Origin of the sequence: Pyrobaculum calidifontis JCM 11548, assembly GCF_000015805.1 — an archaeon.
GTDB lineage: Archaea > Thermoproteota > Thermoprotei > Thermoproteales > Thermoproteaceae > Pyrobaculum > Pyrobaculum calidifontis.
Genome location: NC_009073.1, coordinates 1,018,899 through 1,033,515, shown reverse-complemented (window position 1 = coordinate 1,033,515; position 14,617 = coordinate 1,018,899). Strand labels below are relative to the sequence as shown.

16 protein-coding genes and 2 tRNA genes are annotated in these 14,617 nt (G+C 59.0%); 12 read left to right on the top strand and 6 right to left on the bottom strand.

The window, feature by feature from the left end; genetic code table 11:
* Positions 1 to 27: 27 nt before the first annotated feature.
* On the top strand, positions 28 to 1,017 hold the full coding sequence (locus PCAL_RS05845) for a THUMP domain-containing class I SAM-dependent methyltransferase (RefSeq protein WP_011849783.1): 990 nt from the start codon (positions 28 to 30) through the stop codon (positions 1,015 to 1,017).
* Here PCAL_RS05845 and PCAL_RS05840 read toward each other — a convergent pair.
* Together PCAL_RS05840 and PCAL_RS05835 are read right to left on the bottom strand one after the other, a co-directional pair.
* Positions 1,012 to 1,647 (bottom strand): diacylglycerol/polyprenol kinase family protein, encoded by a 636-nt coding sequence (locus PCAL_RS05840; RefSeq protein WP_011849782.1) that lies wholly within the window; start codon positions 1,645 to 1,647, stop codon positions 1,012 to 1,014. The two genes, PCAL_RS05845 and PCAL_RS05840, sit on opposite strands and share 6 nt — an antisense overlap.
* Positions 1,644 to 2,249 carry a cysteine hydrolase family protein gene (locus PCAL_RS05835; protein WP_011849781.1) on the bottom strand — a complete coding sequence of 202 codons (606 nt, stop codon included), beginning with the start codon at positions 2,247 to 2,249 and terminating at the stop codon, positions 1,644 to 1,646. The genes PCAL_RS05840 and PCAL_RS05835 overlap by 4 nt, the downstream gene beginning before the upstream one ends.
* Before the next feature lie 90 nt (positions 2,250 to 2,339).
* Between PCAL_RS05835 and PCAL_RS05830 the strand changes: the two genes are divergently transcribed.
* The 4 genes from PCAL_RS05830 (at position 2,340) to PCAL_RS05815 (ending at position 4,636) form a co-directional block, all read left to right on the top strand.
* A complete protein-coding gene (locus PCAL_RS05830; RefSeq protein WP_011849780.1) occupies positions 2,340 to 3,254 on the top strand; it encodes a hypothetical protein in 915 nt (304 codons plus the stop codon).
* Positions 3,255 to 3,295: 41 nt separating this feature from the next.
* Positions 3,296 to 3,676 (top strand): RidA family protein, encoded by a 381-nt coding sequence (locus PCAL_RS05825; RefSeq protein WP_011849779.1) that lies wholly within the window; start codon positions 3,296 to 3,298, stop codon positions 3,674 to 3,676.
* A 64-nt stretch (positions 3,677 to 3,740) separates the two neighbouring features.
* Positions 3,741 to 4,037, top strand: a complete 297-nt coding sequence (locus tag PCAL_RS05820; RefSeq protein ID WP_011849778.1) for a hypothetical protein — start codon at positions 3,741 to 3,743, stop codon at positions 4,035 to 4,037.
* The gene (locus tag PCAL_RS05815) at positions 4,028 to 4,636 is read left to right on the top strand and encodes a hypothetical protein (RefSeq protein WP_011849777.1); all 609 of its coding nucleotides are present in this window, start codon (positions 4,028 to 4,030) and stop codon (positions 4,634 to 4,636) included. The genes PCAL_RS05820 and PCAL_RS05815 overlap by 10 nt, the downstream gene beginning before the upstream one ends.
* Before the next feature lie 80 nt (positions 4,637 to 4,716).
* On the opposite strand, the gene PCAL_RS05810 is transcribed toward PCAL_RS05815, so the two are convergent.
* Positions 4,717 to 4,809: transfer RNA gene (locus PCAL_RS05810), tRNA-Thr, on the bottom strand.
* A 218-nt stretch (positions 4,810 to 5,027) separates the two neighbouring features.
* Here PCAL_RS05810 and PCAL_RS05805 point away from each other — a divergent pair.
* A complete protein-coding gene (locus tag PCAL_RS05805) occupies positions 5,028 to 6,569 on the top strand; it encodes a hypothetical protein (RefSeq protein WP_011849776.1) in 1,542 nt (513 codons plus the stop codon).
* A gap of 135 nt (positions 6,570 to 6,704) precedes the next feature.
* On the opposite strand, the gene PCAL_RS05800 is transcribed toward PCAL_RS05805, so the two are convergent.
* Positions 6,705 to 6,789: transfer RNA gene (locus PCAL_RS05800), tRNA-Leu, on the bottom strand.
* Positions 6,790 to 7,104: 315 nt separating this feature from the next.
* Here PCAL_RS05800 and proS point away from each other — a divergent pair.
* Genes proS through PCAL_RS05775 form a run of 5 tightly spaced genes read left to right on the top strand, consistent with a single transcriptional unit; the run spans position 7,105 to position 10,373 of the window.
* Complete coding sequence (gene proS, locus PCAL_RS05795; protein WP_011849775.1) at positions 7,105 to 8,568, top strand: proline--tRNA ligase; 1,464 nt, start codon at positions 7,105 to 7,107, stop codon at positions 8,566 to 8,568.
* 32 nt (positions 8,569 to 8,600) lie between these two features.
* Positions 8,601 to 8,897, top strand: coding sequence for a 30S ribosomal protein S26e (locus tag PCAL_RS05790; RefSeq protein ID WP_193322544.1), 297 nt, complete (start codon positions 8,601 to 8,603; stop codon positions 8,895 to 8,897).
* Positions 8,894 to 9,376, top strand: a complete 483-nt coding sequence (locus tag PCAL_RS05785) for a tRNA (pseudouridine-N1)-methyltransferase (RefSeq protein WP_011849773.1) — start codon at positions 8,894 to 8,896, stop codon at positions 9,374 to 9,376. Before PCAL_RS05790 ends, PCAL_RS05785 begins: the two co-directional genes overlap by 4 nt.
* 12 nt (positions 9,377 to 9,388) lie before the next feature.
* Positions 9,389 to 9,934: a CDP-alcohol phosphatidyltransferase family protein gene (locus PCAL_RS05780; RefSeq protein WP_193322543.1), complete on the top strand. Its 546-nt coding sequence runs from the start codon at positions 9,389 to 9,391 to the stop codon at positions 9,932 to 9,934.
* 19 nt (positions 9,935 to 9,953) lie between these two features.
* The gene (locus PCAL_RS05775; RefSeq protein WP_011849771.1) at positions 9,954 to 10,373 is read left to right on the top strand and encodes a DUF2286 domain-containing protein; all 420 of its coding nucleotides are present in this window, start codon (positions 9,954 to 9,956) and stop codon (positions 10,371 to 10,373) included.
* Here the strand turns inward: PCAL_RS05775 and PCAL_RS05770 are convergent.
* A complete protein-coding gene (locus PCAL_RS05770) occupies positions 10,365 to 12,926 on the bottom strand; it encodes a DNA-directed DNA polymerase I (RefSeq protein ID WP_011849770.1) in 2,562 nt (853 codons plus the stop codon). The two genes, PCAL_RS05775 and PCAL_RS05770, sit on opposite strands and share 9 nt — an antisense overlap.
* A gap of 92 nt (positions 12,927 to 13,018) precedes the next feature.
* Here PCAL_RS05770 and PCAL_RS05765 point away from each other — a divergent pair, with 92 nt between their 5' ends.
* Complete coding sequence (locus PCAL_RS05765) at positions 13,019 to 13,429, top strand: hypothetical protein (protein WP_011849769.1); 411 nt, start codon at positions 13,019 to 13,021, stop codon at positions 13,427 to 13,429.
* Here PCAL_RS05765 and hmgA read toward each other — a convergent pair.
* Entirely contained in the window at positions 13,414 to 14,613 is a 1,200-nt protein-coding gene (hmgA, locus tag PCAL_RS05760; RefSeq protein ID WP_011849768.1) for a hydroxymethylglutaryl-CoA reductase (NADPH), read from the bottom strand. The two genes, PCAL_RS05765 and hmgA, sit on opposite strands and share 16 nt — an antisense overlap.
* Positions 14,614 to 14,617: the final 4 nt, after the last annotated feature.

Below are 14,617 nucleotides of genomic sequence, written 5' to 3'. Positions count from 1 at the left end.
GTATAAATCTTTTGTCAATTAGCCCCCGTGCGCTACTTGTTAACAACGGTGCCTGGGCTCGAGGACTTCGTCGTTGAGGAGCTGATGCGCCGCTTCGCGTTGAGGTGGAGCCGCGCCACTTATCTTACTGGGCGCGTCGCCGCGGAGGTGGAGGCGGAGCCCCCCTCCCTCTTCTCTCTCAGGACCGTGGAAAGGTTCGGCGTATTCCTCGGCGACGGCTACGCAGAGACGCTGGACGAGGTAGTTGCAGTAGCGGAGGCGCATCTTCCACAGGCCGTGCGGTATTTGACTAAGAACACCACTGTGGGCATACGCACGGAGAGAGTGGGCGCGCACCCCTTTACGTCGCGCGACGTGGAGAGAGAGGTTGGCAAGTGGCTAAAGCGGCGCGGCTACGTCATAAGCCTGGTGGACCCAGACGTGGAGATAAACGTGGACGTGGTGGAGAAGTACGTGGTGGTGTGGATCACGGTGGCGAAGAGGAGCTTGAAGGATAGGCCGTGGCGCGTCTATGAGCACTACGCCAGTCTAAACCCCATAATTGCCTACGCCATGGCCATGTTGGCTAAGCCGAGGCCGGGGGAGACCGTCTGCGACTTGACCTGCGGCGGGGGCACAATACCCGCCGAGGCCGCAGAGGCCGCGCCCTGGGCGCGCTACATCTGTGTCGACATCTCGCTGAAGCACGTCAAAGGCGCCGTGGCTAACACGAGGCGGTACCCCCAGGTGGACGTGCTGTGGTTTGACTCAACGAAGCTTCACCGGGCCATGAGGCCAGTCTGCGACAAGTATATATTCAACCCGCCCTACGGCTTTAGAATCCCAGGCCGCGTCGGCAGGCTGTATAAACTCCTCGGCGAGGCCATGAGAAGGCTGGCGCGGGGCCCAGAGGCGCTCTACGTGGCCATCACCCCCCGCCACAAGACGTTCATAAGCCAGGTAGGGGGGCAAGTGCTCTTCCGCAGAGTGATCTACCAGGGGGGCCTCTACAGCCACATAATAATGGGGAAGCTATAGGAGAGACGCCGCGGCTAAGAAGAGGAAGGAGGTGAGCGGAACGAGCACGTTGTCGTCGATAGGGGGGAACTCGAGCCTCTCCACAAGGCTGGCGAGGAGCCCCGCCACTGCGCCAATTGGCCCCATGTAGAACCACCCAATGGGCAGAGAGACGGCGGCCATGGCCACGTTGCCGGCCCAGTGCTTAGTCCGCCTCTTGAAGAGCAGATTTCTCACCACCCCCGTCGCCGAGTCTCCGACGGCCATGAAAAGCGCCGGCACTACGCCGAGTCTCCAGTCGCCGAGTAGGCCCCAGCCCAGCGCCACCACGACCCCCCAGGCAATTGCAAACGAGACCTCATACATGTTGTCCGGGTCCTGAAACCACCAGAGGAGCCAGCGCCTCCTCACCAAGTAGAGAAACGCGGCTAGAACTAGGGCAGACGCCGTGGGGACAACCCAGCTTGAGAAACACGGCACGCACACTGCGGCGACGCCGCCGGCCAACACGTGGATAATCTTCCTATTGAAGTAGACGGCCCTCATGTGGCCGAAGCGGGCCGCCAGGGGCCCGTACGTCCACCTCGTCAAGGCCAAGACCACGAAAAGAATCCAGGCCCCCAGCGCAAGCGCCAGCCAGATGTCTGTCACTGGAACTCCACCCCCTCCGTCGTAGTCAACGTGACTTTGTAGAGGAAGTCCATCTGCCGCAGCGCGGCGGCGTAGTCGAACTCGTTGAGTGCCGCTATTGCGTCTATGGGGACAACCACGTCGTAGAGCCTAAGCCTGGCGCTGGCCACCGTGTGGAGGACGCATATGTTGGCCACGGTGCCCGTCACCACTAGGTGTCTCACGCCGTACATACGGAGTATGTGATCAAGCGGCGTGCCAAAGAAGGCATCGTAGCGCATCTTCTCGACCACGATGTCGCCCTCGGCCGGCTTGAGCTCGTCCACTATCTGCCATCCCCAGCTACCCTTAACCACATGCGGCCCCCATATGGGAAACTCCACCGGGTCGTCGGGATAGTGAGTGTCCTGGGTGTATATGACCCTCACCTTCTTCTCCCTGGCCTTGGCCAAGAGCTTGGCTATCCTCGGGATAATCTCCCGCGAGGAGGGGGAATACAGCCTTCCGTTGGGGTGGGCAAAGTCGTTCTGCATATCTACTACAACCACCGCGGTCTTATCCGCCGGGAGGACCACCTTGTCCACCACCGTCACCCTTGGCACAGAGACAGTGGCCGGAAGCATGGAAAATACGACCACCAGTTATAAAAATTGCACGCCCCGCCCCACGCCGATGCCGCAAAAAAGGATTTATACACGTTCGCAGAGACGTATATGGGCGGAGAGGCCTCTCTGACAGTCTCCAGGGCCGGGGCCTTCGCCGCCGCGGTCTGGGTCTTCCTAGGGGCTATAGTCATTGCCGCGGCGCCCGCCCTCATCGGCCACTTAAGCGAGGTCGGCATCGCCATATTCGCCGCCGTGGGCGGCTTAGTGGCAGCGCTGGGGCTCTACGCCGCGTGGACTCTGGGCAGGCTTAGGCTCCACGGCTACTTCTTCGCGGCCTACCTCTTGGCTCTGGCATCCGCCGCCGCTTGGGCGAGCCCCCTGGGGCTACTGCTCGCGGCCGCCTCGCTCGCCCTCTATATAGCCGGCGCCTGGCGCCCAGCCACTGCGGCAGAGGGGCGCTGGGCAAGGAGGGCCGCGGCGACGTTTTTAGCCTCCCTCGTCTTCGTAGGCGTGGCCTCGCTTCTCCCGGCTCCGTTTCTGCTGGTCTCGGCCTGCGAGGGGGGCGCGGCCACATATGTCCCCCTTGGCGCCGACGTGTGGAAAATCCGGCAGTTGGGCTACGTGGCCACCGACTACGGCGTCTGTGGCGACGTGACTCGAGACGCGAGGTTGCTGTCTGCGTTGAAGGAGCTCGGCGTGTACGAGGTGGGTGTAGTGAGCTGGGTCCCCGCCCTGTTTTTAAACATCCCGCCGTGGAGCGGCGAAGTGGCGGTGGACGGGCTTAGAGTTGTGTACACGTCCCTCTTCACGCTATCCGCCTTCCTCCTAGCCTTCTCGTCCCTGGGCATATTCGGCGCGTGGGCTCTCGGCAGGTGGGGCCTCCGGGGACACTTCCTAGTTCCCTACGCCGTTGCCTTCGCGCTGGTGGTGGCCGAGGTAGGCTCCGCGGTTGTCCTCGGCGCCTCGCTATCTCTGGCCGCTGGCGCTTTCTCTAGCGCCGCCGCTTGCCTACTACGCGGCTAGGCGGAGGGCTAAGTATTAAAACCCGGCCCCAAGTCTCCGACATGAAGGAGGTTATATACACTGAGGCGGCTCCAAAGCCCATCGGCCCCTACTCCCAGGCGGTGAGAGTGGGGAACCTACTCTTCGTGGCTGGGCAAATACCGGTGGACCCCAAGACAGGGGAGGTGGTGGGGAGGGACATAAGGGAGCAGACAAGGCAAGTGTTAGAGAACATAAAGGCCGTGCTAGAGGCGGCGGGGTACACCCTCGACGACGTGGCAATGGCCTTCGTATTTCTAGCCGACATGGGGCACTTCCCAGCCTTCAACGAGGTCTACGCCCAGTACTTCAAGGAGAAGCCGCCAGCCAGAGTCACTGTGCAGGCGGCGAGACTGCCGCGAGACGTCCTCGTAGAGATAGCGGTAATAGCGGCGAGGGGATGATTAAGGCCTCGCAGCGCTGACCGGTGACGAGGAACTGGGTTATGACCCCCAACTGGGGGGCGTTGTGAAAAAGGTCTTTATCCTCGGCGGCGGCAAGAGGGGGCTGGCGCTGGCAAAGAAGTGCGGGGGCATCCACGTCGACTACTACGCTGAGGTAGACCCGGCGGAGGTGGAGGGCGGCGTGCAGATACACGTGGAAGACAGGCTACAGGCCTTCCTCTTCCTTGACGTAGCAGAGGCCGTTTACGTGTTTCCAGACTATGCAGAGCTGTTGCCCCACCTGCCCCATGCCGTAGTGGTGGCCCCGCCGGGCCACCCCCTCTGCTCCGAGCGCCCCTGCGTAGAAGAGCCGTGTTCATAGCCACCACCTCTCTCACCCTCGCGGGCGTGGAAGCGTGTACAGACTTCCTCGAGGCCGTGGCGCCTAGGCTGAAGGAGGTGTGGCTCCCCCTCCCCGTGGAGGTATGCAGGGGGGAGCATGTAGACCTAGGCCCCCTGGAGAGGTACCTGGAGCCCCTCCTCTCCCTCTACCACGAGGTGCGGGGGCGGTGGCGCTGTTATGGAACGGCAGAGGAGCTCAAGAGGCGGGAGCTCGCTGCGGTGAAGCTGGCGGCGCTAGTGATAAAGGCGAGGGTGTACGGGAAGATCGACTTGGCCGAGTGGGACAGATACTTCTCTACGCCGCCCCCCGCCCCGCCGCCGACCCCCGCGCTGGCCATCGGCGCAGTCCCGAGGAGGGGGTACATAATCTGCGGCGCCCACCCGCCCAACCCAGTGGAGACCGCCCACGAGCTGTGGAACACGCTGAGCCCCCGCCAAAGGCTAGAACTCGCCCGTTGGATCGTCAAATTCATAACTGCAATAGTAGAAAGCACGGGGATAGACGAGGCCTACTTCAAGATAGCGAGAGAGGGCTGGCCTCAGGCATACCACAGCTTGACCAGCGGCTCGTCCGCCTAAACGCGTCGCTCTAAAGCGCATCTACCTCCTCTAAAGACAGACGCCGATTTCACATTCCTCTTCCATAGAGGACAGAAGAGTGGAGCCCCGGCCGGGATTCGAACCCGGGACCTCCTCACTCGACGGATGCGCCATTACCAGTGAGGCGCTCCACCAGGCTGAGCTACCGGGGCCGTCTGAACATTTTAGCGGTCTTAAAAAGTTTTACAAGAGCTGGTGGCGTGGCGGCGTGGTGGAACGCTGGTGATCACACCTCGTGGGGCCCCGCCGCTCAAGCGGGGCAGTTGCCCAAGGAGGCTCTATACATATGGGCTGGACTACGGTTATATGAATAGGGTGCCGTTTAGTGGAGGGAAACGTAACTCATATATAGCAATACATTTCGGTGAGTATGAGGTTGGCGTTGGTGATATTAGTAGCGGCGTTGGCGTGGCTTGTGGCGGCTCAACAGTTCCCCGCGGTGAGCGTTTCCGAGGTACGGTTTATCTACAGGGTGTATGAAGATGGGTCAATACAACCGTTTTACAACGCCTCGTTCAGCATTAAGCTGGCCGAGGTAGTGCTGAACGGCTCGCTTTTGTTAGAGGGCTTTGAGAGATATGTGTCTGGGCTTCTTGTGGGCGGCTATACGCTCAGCGGTGCCTTTTACGGCAACTTTACGCCGGGTGTCTACTTTGCCTTCGACATGTCGTGGAAGAACTGGTACAGGGGCGGCTTGGGCAACTTCTCCTACCTGTTCAACGTTGCGGCTAGCAACGCCACGTACAGGACGGAGGTGTTCAGCCTGGCGCTGGAGGGGCGGCTCAACGGCGGCGTTGTGAAATTCAGCCTCTCTCTACGCGCTCCCAACACGCAGAGTGGGCCCCTCGTGTTGCCGACGCCAGAGGCGGTGAACAACAATTTGACAAAGGCGGGCATTGACTACCTGAGGATCACATCGCTGAGGGGTGTAGAGGAAAGGGACGTGGTGCACATCTACGTGGAAGGCCTAGTGGATGTGGCTAAGGCGGCTGCGAAGGCGCGGGGGGCCGGCGCAGAGGATGCAAGCGTCAAGGCCCTCGTGGAGCTGGCCGCTGGGCAGTACACAGTGGAGGGAGAGGGCGCCATCTCGTTCACCTTAAACTCGACGGGCACCGCCGTGGTGCTGAGGGGGCATGGATCTTGGCGCTCTGCGGGCGACGTCGAGAAGTCGGACGTCCTCTCGGCAATGGCCACTCCCGCAATTGCTACGCTGGTCCAAAACGCCACTCTGGGCATACTCTCACTCTTCATGCCCACGCCGCTTCCCGCCCTCGGCATGCCGACGGCGGCCGTCGAAGCTGTGCCTCTGGTGAAGAGGCCGCCCAGCAACGCGTCGCTTAGGCTAGTCGCCAGGGCCGAGTCGGCGCCCGGCGGCTCTACAATAGCCGTAGGCGTAGTGTACGTGGGCCACAGAGAGGCTGTTGTAAACAAGTCGGGGGACCCGGCCAGAGACGCAGAGGCGGCCCTCTCCTACGCGGCGATACAGTTCCGCGAGACGGCCAACTCGATGGCCTCCCTGGCGATGCTCTTGCCAGGCGCACACCGGCTTGTCCCAACGCAAGTGGAGATAAGGCCCGCCAGCCCCGCAGTCAAGGTGCAACCAGAGACGGCAAGGCCGCTGGACCTCCCGAGGGTAAAAGTAGAAATAGCCACTACTCCGACACAAACCGCAACGACGACCCCATCACCCACGCCAACGCAGACGTCGGCGACCACGCCCGCTCAGACAACAGCCACGGCCCCAACTGCACAGACGACCACCATAACCACTACGCATACTGTGACCACAGCCACAACTACAAGCCAAGCTCAACCATCTATCGAGACAATAGCCGCGCTGGGCGCGATAGTCGCAGTGGTAGGAGTCGCTGTAGCCCTCTTGGCTAGACGGCGCAAGTCGACTAAAGGCTAAAAGCCGCCGCAGTATAATTAACACGCCTTTCTTTTTGTGAAATCTTCTGGGAATGCGTACGCCTAACGCTATACGTTATACGTATAGTATAATGTGGCCCGTCAATGTATCTAAGAATAAGGCCAGAATTAGCCATGCGGGGGGTGGGATTTGAACCCACGCAGGCCTACGCCACAGGGACCTCAACCCTGCCCCTTTGACCTGGCTCGGGCACCCCCGCCGCTAGAAAATACGCATGGGGTTTTAAATTTTAAGAGCCTTTTAATGGCTGGTGACGGCCACGGGGCTTTCTGTGACTGCGACCTGCGTCTATAGTGCGGCGCCTAGGCTTGGCCTACTCCTAGATAGGGCACAGCTCGAGCGCATGCGTTGTTTCGTACGATATTTGTGCAACCTGGGGATGCGCTAGCGCGATTCCGCCGGCGTTGCCGTCATCTTGCGCTAAATTTTTACGCAACTCTATACTTGTTTGAGCGTGTTTGGGTTTGTCTCTGGGCGTGGGGTTAAGTTTTTTAGTTGGTGGTGATTTGTCGGCATGCGGCTTGTGAGGGAGGCGAGGCCTCATGGCCGTGAGAAGTTGCGGTCTAATTTGATGGAGTGGTTTCACTGGCTTTTGAGGGAGGCGGAGATCTACGATGTGCGTTACCCTGTGAAGGGGGCGTACGTGTGGCGTCCTTATGGGATGAAGATTAGGCGTAACGTTGAAGCCTTGATCAGGCGGCTACACGACGAGACGGGGCATGAGGAGGTGTTGTTCCCCGTGTTTATCCCCTACGAGTTCTTTGGGAAAGAGTCTGAGCACATACGGGGGTTTGAGAAGGAGGTGTTTTGGGTGTCGAAGGGCGGGGAGGGGGGCGAGCGGCTTGTGCTTAGGCCTACGTCTGAGACCGCTATTATGCCCATGGTGAAGTTGTGGGTGCAGGATTACAAGGATCTGCCGCTTAGGCTTTACCAGATTGTGAGCGTGTTTAGGGCTGAGACTAAGATGACGCATCCCATGATTAGGCTTAGGGAGATCAGCATGTTTAAGGAGGCTCACACGGTGCATGTGGATAGGGAGGACGCGGAGAGGCAGGTGAGAGAGGCCGTGGAGATCTACAAGAGGATTTTCGACGAGATGTGTCTTGCCTATATGATCAATAGGAGGCCCGACTGGGACAAGTTCGCCGGCGCCGTCTACACCATCGCCTTTGACACAGTGCTCCCGGACGGCAGAGCGCTTCAGATAGGAACAGTGCACTACCTGGGGACTAAGTTTACCGAGGTTTTTGAGGTCACGTATCTGGCGCCTGACGGGAGTAGGAGGCTGGCCCACACCACCTCATACGGCATTTCGGAGAGGAGTATCGCGGCCATGCTTATTACGCACGGCGACGACGCTGGCACTGTGATTCCGCCTAAGCTGGCGCCCATCCAAGTGGTGGTGGTGCCCATCTTCTACGGCGAGGAGGAGAAGGGAGTCGTCATGCCGGCGGCGGAGCAGGCCGCAAAGGCCCTCAGAGAGGCGGGGTTCAGAGTACATGTGGATGGGAGAGACGACAAGACTCCTGGGTGGAAGTTCTACTACTGGGAGCTGAGGGGAGTGCCGCTTCGGGTGGAGGTGGGGAAGAGGGACGTGGAGGGGAGGCAGGTGGTGGTGGCGCGGCGCGACACTCTGGCCAAGTACGCCGTGGCCGTCGACGAGTTGGTAGACGCCGTGAAGGCGCTCCTTAGCGAGGTGGAGGCAAATCTTAGGAGGAGGGCCGTGGAGGAGCTGAGGGGCAGGATTGTGCGCGTTGAGACCGTCGAGGCGGCTAGAGCAGCGATTAGGGAGGGGAAGGTGGTGGAGCTGCCGTGGAGTGGGGACAACGACTGTGGGCTAAAGCTTCAAGAGCTCGTGGGGGCCGACGCCTTGGGCGTTCCCATGGACTCCGAGGCCTCCGTGGGCGGCTTCGACTTGCGGGACCCCGCGTGTGGCAAAAGGGCAGAGGTCTGGCTTAGGCTTGCCGAGCGTTATTGAAAAGTTTAAAAAGGGCGCATTTAAGAGTGGCGATGCCTAAGAAGAGGAAGAACCGAGGCCGTAAGAAGGGGGATAAGGGCCGTGAGCCGTATGTGTACTGCGACAACTGCGGCAAGGTTGTGCCAAGGTCTAAGGCTATTAGGCTCACTGTGCCCTACTCCCCGGTGCCTCCCGACCTCGCCAGAGAGTTGGAGAAGCAGGGCGCAATAATATCGAGGTACCTCGTGACTAAGACGTATTGTATAAACTGCGCCGTGTTCTTCGGCATTATAAAGGTGAGGCCTAGAGAGGAGAGGAAGAAGAGGGTTCCGCTTCAGCAGGTTATTTGAGCTTCCTGATAAAAAGCGACACTGTCTGCCCCTGGACTATAGACGTCAAGGCCCTGGTAAAGGGGCGTTTCGACGTCTTGGTGGACTTCGCCGCGGAGTCCATTCGGGGCGGGGCCCGGGAGGTCTACATAGTGCTCTGCGACGGGACCACATACCGCGTGTCGTCTGTGCCAGCCGGCCCCGCCGTAGAGGTCGCCTCTTGGCTTCTCTCACAGCCGAGCTTCAAGGCCTCTCTCGAGGCAATCCTCGCCAACTACCGCCGCGTCTACTACCTCCACGAGAGGGGGGTGGACATCTTGAACGCCGACTTGTCTGGAGATGCCTTGTACGTCTTCGGCGACCACGACGGCTTGTCTAGGGAGGACGAGGAAGTCCTTGCCAAGAGGGCGCAGTGGCTCTCCCTGGGCCCAGTGCCCTACATGTCTTGGCAGGCGGCGGCCTACGTGGCCTTCCTCTTGAGGAGACTTAATAAGCTGTAGTTGGTTGGAGCCGTGGTCTCCGAGAGACTTAGAAGGTATGTAAGGCTGGAGGGCTTGGGCAGGCTGATGCCCGTGGACCCCAACGTCTTAACTCTACTATCGGCCGTCGTAGCGTGGCTGGGAGTCCCCCTTGTCCTTCTCCACGGTGTCCCGCCTTGGCTTTTCATCGCCGTGTCTGGGGTCTTAGACGCAGTGGATGGGGCTGTGGCTAGGGCGCGGGGGCTTGCATCTAGGAGGGGGGCCTTCCTAGACTCGTTCGCAGACAGATATACCGACGCGGCTTACCTCTTGTACTTCTGGCGCCAAGCGGATCCGCTGATTCTGCTCGTAGCCATGGTGGGCACCTTCACCATAAGCTACGCGAGGTGTAGAGGCGAGGCTCTTGGGGCCGAGGTGAGGGGGGTTGGGTTCATGGAGAGGGGGGAGAGGGTGGCGTACCTCTTCGTCGCCAGCTTTTTCGGCGGAGACCTCTTGCCTTGGCTCCTGGCGGCGTATGCGGTATTGGTAAACGCCGCGGCGCTGTACCGGGGGTTCGCCGTGTTTAAAAAGCTTAAATAGGCAATCTCACACCTCGGCAATGAGCGTCGTAGCCACAATATCCAAGAGCACCGTGGTAAAGAAAGAAATAGTCAAGGGGGATGTGTATGAAGTTGTTAAAAGCGTTGCGTCTGAGCTTTTGAAGAAGTGGGAGCCGTCGGCCTCCGACTTCATAGTCCTTAGAGACTTCTACACTGTACAATACCCCATCCCCGTCAGCAGGGAGCTGCTTGAGAAGATTAGGAGGTTTTCGCCCAAGCGCGTGGAGAACAGCGTCGAAGTGTCTCTGCCAGTATTTGAAATTGTGTACGGGGCGCAGTGGTCTGGGGATAATGTAAAAGTGGAGGACGCCACGGTGGTCTTCCCCTACATCGATGAGGAGACAACCGAGAAGGTTCTCAGAGGAGTTGTGGAGGGGTTCTCCGCAGCCTCCGAAGAGGAGGAGCCAGAACTAGAATAGGCGCATTGCCCCTCTCAGCTCTTCCATCGAGACTCCCATCGCCTCTAGCACTTGTTCTAGGGACGTGCTAATGTACTCTAGGTACTTCTTCTCGTCTATTTCGTCTATGCGCGCCAGCTGTATCGGCTTTACGCCCATGGCGTCTTTCGTCTTTATGAGCACGATGGCGTCGCCGCGCCCCACCTGAATCCCGTACTTCAGCAACTGCTCTGCCGCCTTCACATGCTGCGGCTTGTTTTTGGTGTACTCGTTGAGGTTTTTGTTGAGCACGATCTTTATCCCCAGCTTTTCTAGCGTAATTTTTTTCTCCCTAATCTTGGCCTCGGTCTCCTTCACCATGGCTATTACCTCCTCCCTGATTTTGAGCATGTCGTCCACCGTCGCCACGTTCTTAAGCCGGTCGATTATCTCTTCCACGAGCTCTTTCACCAGCGGCGGGGCGTTGCGCTTCTTGGCCACAATGCCCTTTACTACGACGCCTCCGTCCGCGGTTACGCCTAGGTAGTTCTTCTTCCTGCCGCTGAACATGACGAACCTGTACACCTTGTCCAACTCGATGTCTATGCCCAACTCCTCTGTGTACTCAATCAACTTCTTTAGCTTGTCCTCGGAGACGTCCCATAGGAAGAGGGAGTCCGTGTCTCCGTACAGGGGGATTAGCCCCAGCTGCGTGGCCTTTAGCACAGTGCTCGTCATGACGTACCTGGCGAGGGCAGTGGTCAACTCGGCGACCGGCGGGCAGTACAGCGGGAAGTTCTCCGCCCCGAAGACGCCGTAGGACGCGTTTATGAAGACCTTCATGGCGCTTTGGACGACGTCGTACAGCTGCCTCTCCGCGGGCGTGGGCGCCGACTTGGCCAACTTCTTGTACACGTGGACTCTCAAGTCTCTAAGGACGCCGACCAGGGTGCTGGTCATGCCCGGCCTATCGCGGCACACGGTGTGGGGGAGCTCCGGGATTGGCCTCTCCCCACCGCCCTTGCAGTTGACAGTCTCGTAGGAGAGGTTCCACTTGCTGATTATGGAGGGGTACAGAGAGGCGAAGTCTAGCACATACACGTTGAAAAACACGCCGAGAGGCGGGTCCAGCACCACGGCGCCGGCGTACTTCTTCCCCTTGATAATGGCCTTGGTGTAGACTTGGCCCTTCTCCGCTAGTATGTCCTCCTTGTTTGGTATAAGCCAGCCCCTCCTCCTGTGCTCGTAGTACAACATGTTGCGGATCCAGGCCGACACCTGCGACCTAGTGATGTCCTCAATGGGCATCTTCGCAATTCTAGACATCAAGAGTATTAGCTTCATCACCAGCTCGTTATTGTAGAGAGTGAAGTAGAGGGTAATTAGGGCGTCTCTGTAGTTGTACTCGGCGAGCTCCCAGTAGCCCATCTTAGATACGTTCTTCTGTCTCTCCACCTTCCCCACGCCCAAGATGGCGTAGGCGATGCCGTCGAGCCCCCTCTCCCCCCTATATACTCCGCCGAAGGCGTAGGCCTCAACCGCCTTGATGGCGAAAAATTTGAAGAGGTCTATGTGTATTCCGGGGACCACGCTTACGTAGTCCCGCTTAGCCGCTATCGGCAACTCCTCCTTGGGTATGCCGAGGGCCAAGGCGCGGTTGTAGAGATATGGGAGGTCGAAGTTGTCCCCGTTGAAGGTTATCACCACGGGGTACTGGACAATGACCTTCAAGACCTCTCTAATTAGGTCGTACTCGCTGTCAAAGAAAAACACCTCGTAGTCCGGCCTATACCTGAGGTCCGCCTCGGCGCCGGGCCTCTTCAAGACAAAGACGCGCTTGAGCCCATCGCTACCCACCACGGCCACGGAGATTACCTCGTAGAGGGCCTCCTTTGGGTCAGGGATCTTGTTCTCCTGCGGCGTGTAGACCTCCACGTCTATTGCCACCCTCCTCAGGTGGGGTATTGGCGCCTGGAAGAGGGGCATCCACTCCTCGGCCACCTTGGCGTGCTCCTGCTTAAACACCTTGCCCAGAGAGGACTTAACCTCGGGGGGTATGAATATCTCCACTGGGACAAGGCCAGAGCCGTTGGACCTATACCACATGCCGGGGATTATGCCCCGGTCGAAGAGGTAGCTGTGGTGGTACTTTATCCGCGACTCCCAAGTGGCGCCAAGCATATCCCTAAAGGACTTCTTCCCCCCTCCCACAGTGAGGGGGTCCTTCGCGTAGACCTTTGTCACAACAATCCTCTCGTCGTGCAACGCGTCGTATTTCTCCTCTACGTCTATGTGGCTAAAGCCAGGGTGTTTTAACAAGTCTGGAAACTTCTCCACAAGCTCCTCCGGCGACATCTTTACGATTAGGTACGGCCTATGGCCAGTGTTGTCGTACCAGTAGTAAACCACGTCGCCGACGGGGTCGTAGAACTTCACCAAGGCCTTTCCCTCGGCCCCGTCGTAGACCACGGCGAGAACCAGCGAGGGGGGGATCGTGACTGAGACAACGCCCTTTAGCTTACTCTCCTCGATGGCCTCCCCCTCGTACTCCTGTACTTCTTCTTCAAATTCTTCAAACTCAAACTCGTTCTCCACGCTCTCTACAACCTGTGGGTTAAAAACAAACCGCCGTATTACCCTCTCCTTAAGGAGCTTAAAAGCTTAAATACTACCTCAAAGGATTTGTCGTGGTAATTTATGTTTCGCCGCATAAGTCAGACAACAAGCCGTCAGCTGCCACAGACTTAAAGCGAATTATCATATCAGAGATTATTAACGACGCCATCCACGGCGTGACCATACTAGACCAGCGAGGCGTGCCAGTGATTCACCACCTCCCCAACACCCTCACCGCCAAGACACTTCGACAAGTGACAAACCTCGTGGAAGTAATCAACATCATCAAGCAGAACCAAGACGAGAGCCTAGGCGAGTTTAACTACGTCGTGGTAAAATACGCAAACTACAAAGTCGGAATATTTGAAATACCCAACGGGAAGGGGTGGCTAATAGTCTTCGTAAACCCGCTATGGCACGTGGAAAACCTCATGCCTAAAATCCGGCAATTTGCCCACAGAATTTCTCAAGCCCTTTCCTGAGGCCTTGCGCGGCCCAGCCGCTCGTGGGCAGTGGCAAGCTCATTTCTAGCGAGAGCCACCAGCAGGTTAAGCTCCCCAGCCAGCACCGCCGCGGCGGCGATCTCGGCAAACTTCAAGGCATTTGTGCCAGGCGGGTCCCCCGGCCCGGCGACGCCTAATAGCGCAAGCGCCTCCCTCTGGGTGGGCAGTCCCGTGCCCCCGCCCACTGTGCCCACCTCTAGGCTTGGGAGAAACACAGAGATGTAGAGCCCCTCCTCCCTCGGCTCCGTGGTGGTGATGCCCATGCTAGACTCCACCACCTGCGCCACGTCCTGCCCCGTGGCTATAAACAGAGCCGCAATTATGTTTGCGAAGTGGGCGTTGAAGCCGTAGGAGTGAGCCAAGGCGGATCCCATGAGGTTCTTTCTCACGTTGACCTCGTGGACTGCCTCGGGGGTTACCCCCAGCCGCCCCAGAACCTCCCTCTTGACCACAGCCTCCGCCACCACCGTCTTGCCTCTGCCCAACAAGAAGTTCACGGCGTTTGGCTTCTTGTCAACACACATGTTTCCACTGAGGGCCACCAGCCGCGCGTTTGGGAACTTCTCCTGTAGATACTTGGCCACGGCGTCGGAGGCCACGGTGACCATGTTCATGCCCATGGCGTCCCCCGTGGAGAAGACAAGCCTCAGCCAGACGTAGTTACCCACTATGAAGGGCTGAATCTCCTTCAGCCTGCCGTGCCTAGTGGTAGACTCGGCAACCTTCTTCACCTCCTCGAAGTTTTGAAGGACCCAGTTTACGAACTCCACCGCCTCCACGAGGGAGGGCAAGCGGAAGAGGGGGGCCCTCGCCATGCCGTCCTTCAACACCTTGGCCCTAGCCCCGCCCGACTCTGTCACAAGCTTGGCCCCCCTGTTCACCGACGCCACGAGGGCCCCCTCAGTCGTGGCGAGAGGTACGTAGAAGTGGCCGTTGGCGTAGTCCCCCCTCACGAGGAGGGGCCCCGCCACGCCCACGGGGACTTGCACCGCGCCTATTACGTTTTCAATGTTGCGCCCAACCACGGTGTTTAGGTCTATGATCGTCTTGCCTATGTTCTCAAGCTTGGCCCCGGTCACTCTCTCCAAGTACTTCCTCCGCTCCTCCGCCGCCTTGTTGGCGTCGCCGTATATTTTCTCAAACTCGTGGAGCTTTACTTCCATGAAA